Consider the following 5,613-nt stretch of genomic DNA (forward strand, 5'->3'; position numbering starts at 1 on the left):
GAGAACTATATAGCCCCAGCTTACACTGAACGCACAAAGCAAAAAGCCCAACCATTGCTGGTTGGGCTTTTTGGGGCTGTAAGAGCCTGACGATGACCTACTTTCACACGGGAACCCGCACTATCATCGGCGCTGAGGCGTTTCACTGTCCTGTTCGGGATGGGAAGGAGTGGGACCACCTCGCTATGGTCATCAGGCATAAAGGGTTGCCTTGCTGATGGGAGTCAGCATGGCGAATTCATAGAGTTGGATCAGCTTTTGGTTTTGACTGCGTCACTTGGCATAACACCCTGATCTTGGAGATCAAAGTTATAGGGTCAAGCCGCACGAGCAATTAGTATCGGTTAGCTTAACGCATTGCTGCGCTTCCACACCCGACCTATCAACGTCCTGGTCTAGAACGACTCTTCAGGGGGCTCGAGGCCCCGGCAGATCTCATCTTGAAACGAGTTTCCCGCTTAGATGCTTTCAGCGGTTATCTCTTCCACACTTAGCTACTCGGCAATGCCACTGGCGTGACAACCGATACACCAGAGGTGTGTCCACTCCGGTCCTCTCGTACTAGGAGCAGGCTTCCTCAAATCTGCAGCGCCCACGGAAGATAGGGACCAAACTGTCTCACGACGTTTTAAACCCAGCTCACGTACCTCTTTAAATGGCGAACAGCCATACCCTTGGGACCGGCTACAGCCCCAGGATGAGATGAGCCGACATCGAGGTGCCAAACACCGCCGTCGATATGAACTCTTGGGCGGTATCAGCCTGTTATCCCCAGAGTACCTTTTATCCGTTGAGCGATGGCCCTTCCATACAGAACCACCGGATCACTATGTCCTGCTTTCGCATCTGCTCGACTTGTCAGTCTCGCAGTTAAGCACGCTTATGCCATTGCACTATCGTCACGATGTCCGACCGTAACTAGCGTACCTTCGAACTCCTCCGTTACGCTTTGGGAGGAGACCGCCCCAGTCAAACTGCCTACCATGCACTGTCCCCGATCCAGATGATGGACCTAGGTTAGAACCTCAAACACACCAGGGTGGTATTTCAACGTTGGCTCCATGCGATCTAGCGACCGCACTTCAAAGCCTCCCACCTATCCTACACAGATCTGTTCAAAGTCCAATACAAAGCTACAGTAAAGGTTCATGGGGTCTTTCCGTCTTTCCGCGGGGAGATTGCATCATCACAAACATTTCAACTTCGCTGAGTCTCAGGAGGAGACAGTGTGGCCATCGTTACGCCATTCGTGCAGGTCGGAACTTACCCGACAAGGAATTTCGCTACCTTAGGACCGTTATAGTTACGGCCGCCGTTTACTGGGACTTCAATCAAGAGCTTGCACCCCATCATTTAATCTTCCAGCACCGGGCAGGCGTCACACCCTATACGTCCACTTTCGTGTTTGCAGAGTGCTGTGTTTTTAATAAACAGTCGCAGCCACCGATTTTTTGCAACCCGTTCATGCTCCGTTGTTCACTTCACACTAATAGGGCACACCTTCTTCCGAAGTTACGGTGTCAATTTGCCGAGTTCCTTCTCCTGAGTTCTCTCAAGCGCCTTAGAATACTCATCTCGCGCACCAGTGTCGGTTTGCGGTACGGTCGTGTGCAGCTGAAGCTTAGTGGCTTTTCCTGGAACCTCGTTCAGTCACTTCACCAGCAAGCTGGCTCGATCGTTGGCCTCGGTATATGTGCGCCGGATTTGCCTAACGCACGCCTACTTCCAACTAAACCGGGATATCCAACACCCGGATGACCTATTAAGATCCGTCCCCACATCGCACTACACATCGGTACAGGAATATTGACCTGTTTCCCATCAGCTACGCATCTCTGCCTCGCCTTAGGGGCCGACTCACTCTACGCCGATGAACGTTGCGTAGAAAACCTTGCGCTTACGGCGAGGGGGCTTTTCACCCCCTTTAACGCTACTCATGTCAGCATTCGCACTTCTGATACCTCCAGCACGCTTTACAACGCACCTTCACAGGCTTACAGAACGCTCTCCTACCACGCACAGTAAACTGTGCATCCGCAGCTTCGGTAACTGGCTTAGCCCCGTTACATCTTCCGCGCAGGACGACTCGATCAGTGAGCTATTACGCTTTCTTTAAATGATGGCTGCTTCTAAGCCAACATCCTGACTGTTTTAGCCTTCCCACTTCGTTTCCCACTTAGCCAATTTTAGGGACCTTAGCTGGCGGTCTGGGTTGTTTCCCTCTTGAGTCCGGACGTTAGCACCCGGTGCTCTGTCTCCCAAGCTGTACTCTTCGGTATTCGGAGTTTGCCTTGGTTTGGTAAGTCGCCATGACCCCCTAGCCAAAACAGTGCTCTACCCCCGAAGGTAATACTTGAGGCACTACCTAAATAGTTTTCGGAGAGAACCAGCTATTTCCAAGTTTGTTTAGCCTTTCACCCCTATCCACAGCTCATCCGCTAGTTTTGCAACACTAGTCGGTTCGGACCTCCAGTACCTGTTACGGCACCTTCATCCTGGCCATGGATAGATCACTTGGTTTCGGGTCTACACCCAGCGACTGGACGCCCTATTCGGACTCGATTTCTCTACGGCTTCCCTATTCGGTTAACCTTGCCACTGAATGTAAGTCGCTGACCCATTATACAAAAGGTACGCCGTCACCCTTGCGGGCTCCGACTTTTTGTAAGCATGCGGTTTCAGGATCTATTTCACTCCCCTCCCGGGGTTCTTTTCGCCTTTCCCTCACGGTACTAGTTCACTATCGGTCGATGATGAGTATTTAGCCTTGGAGGATGGTCCCCCCATCTTCAGACAGGATTTCTCGTGTCCCGCCCTACTTTTCGTCAGCTCAGTACCACACAAGTCTTTTCACGTACGGGGCTATCACCCACTATGGCCGGCCTTTCCAAGCCGTTCCGTTAAGTCTTGTGCTATCACTAACAGGCTCTTCCGATTTCGCTCGCCACTACTTTCGGAATCTCGGTTGATGTCTTTTCCTCGAGCTACTGAGATGTTTCAGTTCACCCGGTTCGCCTCGTTACCCTATGTATTCAGATAACGATACCTTTCGGTGGGTTTCCCCATTCGGAAATCTCCGGATCAAAGCTAATTTGCCAGCTCCCCGAAGCTTATCGCAGGCTATCACGTCCTTCGTCGCCTATCATCGCCAAGGCATCCACCACATGCTCTTATTCACTTGACCCTATAACTTTGACGTTTCTTCACAGAAACCAAAGCCATCAAGGAATATGCCAGGTCTTTCACCTGGCGCGTTATGCCGCCTTCACAGCTCGAATTGCTTCGAAGTGAAGTTCATTTGACGCAATCAAAAATTCTTGTTGCCGGTGGCACGGTCCGCACTAAACCTTTACGAATGTGCAGTTTCCACCAGCAACGCTGATTCGACTCTATGAATTTTTAAAGAACAGCCGATTGATCGAACAATCTCGATCAACAACAAAGAAGCCTCGCGCACTCGCACAAGGCCGCTTTGGTGTTGAATGGATGCCTACCAGAGTGTTGGTGGAGGATGACGGGATCGAACCGACGACCCCCTGCTTGCAAAGCAGGTGCTCTCCCAGCTGAGCTAATCCCCCGATGTCCTCTCGCCTGGATATCAGAAGATGGTGGGTCTAGTTGGGCTCGAACCAACGACCCCCGCCTTATCAAGACGGTGCTCTAACCAGCTGAGCTACAGACCCATGGCCGAAACGAATCGACCTCTTCCAACAACCGATAAGTGTGGGCGTTCAATTTGAACGGCATTGTTTCCAGAAAGGAGGTGATCCAGCCGCACCTTCCGATACGGCTACCTTGTTACGACTTCACCCCAGTCACGAACCCTGCCGTGGTAATCGCCCTCCTTGCGGTTAGGCTAACTACTTCTGGCAGAACCCGCTCCCATGGTGTGACGGGCGGTGTGTACAAGACCCGGGAACGTATTCACCGTGACATTCTGATCCACGATTACTAGCGATTCCGACTTCACGCAGTCGAGTTGCAGACTGCGATCCGGACTACGACTGGTTTTATGGGATTAGCTCCCCCTCGCGGGTTGGCAACCCTTTGTACCAGCCATTGTATGACGTGTGTAGCCCCACCTATAAGGGCCATGAGGACTTGACGTCATCCCCACCTTCCTCCGGTTTGTCACCGGCAGTCTCATTAGAGTGCCCAACTAAATGTAGCAACTAATGACAAGGGTTGCGCTCGTTGCGGGACTTAACCCAACATCTCACGACACGAGCTGACGACAGCCATGCAGCACCTGTGTTACGGTTCTCTTTCGAGCACTAAGCCATCTCTGGCAAATTCCGTACATGTCAAAGGTGGGTAAGGTTTTTCGCGTTGCATCGAATTAAACCACATCATCCACCGCTTGTGCGGGTCCCCGTCAATTCCTTTGAGTTTCAACCTTGCGGCCGTACTCCCCAGGCGGTCAACTTCACGCGTTAGCTTCGTTACTGAGTCAGTGAAGACCCAACAACCAGTTGACATCGTTTAGGGCGTGGACTACCAGGGTATCTAATCCTGTTTGCTCCCCACGCTTTCGTGCATGAGCGTCAGTGCAGGCCCAGGGGATTGCCTTCGCCATCGGTGTTCCTCCGCATATCTACGCATTTCACTGCTACACGCGGAATTCCATCCCCCTCTGCCGCACTCCAGCAATGCAGTCACAGATGCAGTTCCCAGGTTGAGCCCGGGGATTTCACAACTGTCTTACATCACCGCCTGCGCACGCTTTACGCCCAGTAATTCCGATTAACGCTTGCACCCTACGTATTACCGCGGCTGCTGGCACGTAGTTAGCCGGTGCTTATTCTTACGGTACCGTCATGAGCCCTCTTTATTAGAGAAAGCCTTTTCGTTCCGTACAAAAGCAGTTTACAACCCGAAGGCCTTCATCCTGCACGCGGCATGGCTGGATCAGGCTTGCGCCCATTGTCCAAAATTCCCCACTGCTGCCTCCCGTAGGAGTCTGGGCCGTGTCTCAGTCCCAGTGTGGCTGGTCGTCCTCTCAGACCAGCTACAGATCGCAGGCTTGGTGAGCCTTTACCTCACCAACTACCTAATCTGCCATCGGCCGCTCCATTCGCGCAAGGCCTTGCGGTCCCCTGCTTTCATCCGTAGATCTCATGCGGTATTAGCACAGCTTTCGCTGCGTTATCCCCCACGATTGGGCACGTTCCGATGTATTACTCACCCGTTCGCCACTCGCCACCAGGATTGCTCCCGTGCTGCCGTTCGACTTGCATGTGTAAGGCATGCCGCCAGCGTTCAATCTGAGCCAGGATCAAACTCTATAGTTCGATCTTGAATTTAACGTCTCTCGCGAGACAAACTCATAAAAACGGAATTGAAGTGAACTTCACTTCTATTCTCATGAGCATTTAAAGCCTAAAAGGCTTCGTTCCGAAGAACTTGGCCATTCGCCTCAAACGCCCACGCTTATCGGCTGTATGTTTTTAACGATCCCCGCAAGCCAGACATCCTCTGCCTTTCTTGCCAACCCCGCTGCGATCAGCGAAGCCTTAGATTATTACACGGTTTTTTAAGAACCAACAAACTTTTTTGAAGTTTTTTAGAGCCCCGCCAACCACCCGATCAGCCACCAACTCACCCAAACCCCTC

At 52.0% G+C, this 5,613-nt stretch carries 2 tRNA genes and 3 rRNA genes; all 5 read right to left on the bottom strand.

The features are described from left to right. Positions 1–84 precede the first annotated feature (84 nt). Positions 85–197 (bottom strand): 5S ribosomal RNA (gene rrf, locus J2739_RS27760). Between the two features lie 116 nt (positions 198–313). Then, positions 314–3,184, bottom strand: a 23S ribosomal RNA gene (locus J2739_RS27765). A gap of 318 nt (positions 3,185–3,502) precedes the next feature. Further along, a tRNA-Ala gene (locus tag J2739_RS27770) sits at positions 3,503–3,578 on the bottom strand. Between the two features lie 28 nt (positions 3,579–3,606). Continuing rightward, positions 3,607–3,683 (bottom strand) — tRNA-Ile (locus J2739_RS27775). A 73-nt stretch (positions 3,684–3,756) separates the two neighbouring features. Then, a 16S ribosomal RNA gene (locus tag J2739_RS27780) occupies positions 3,757–5,291 on the bottom strand. The 16S, 23S and 5S rRNA genes sit together here with 2 tRNA genes alongside, the layout of an rRNA operon. Positions 5,292–5,613 lie beyond the last annotated feature (322 nt).

Origin of the sequence: Variovorax soli, assembly GCF_031454625.1 — a bacterium.
Classification (GTDB): Bacteria; Pseudomonadota; Gammaproteobacteria; order Burkholderiales; family Burkholderiaceae_C; genus Variovorax; species Variovorax soli_A.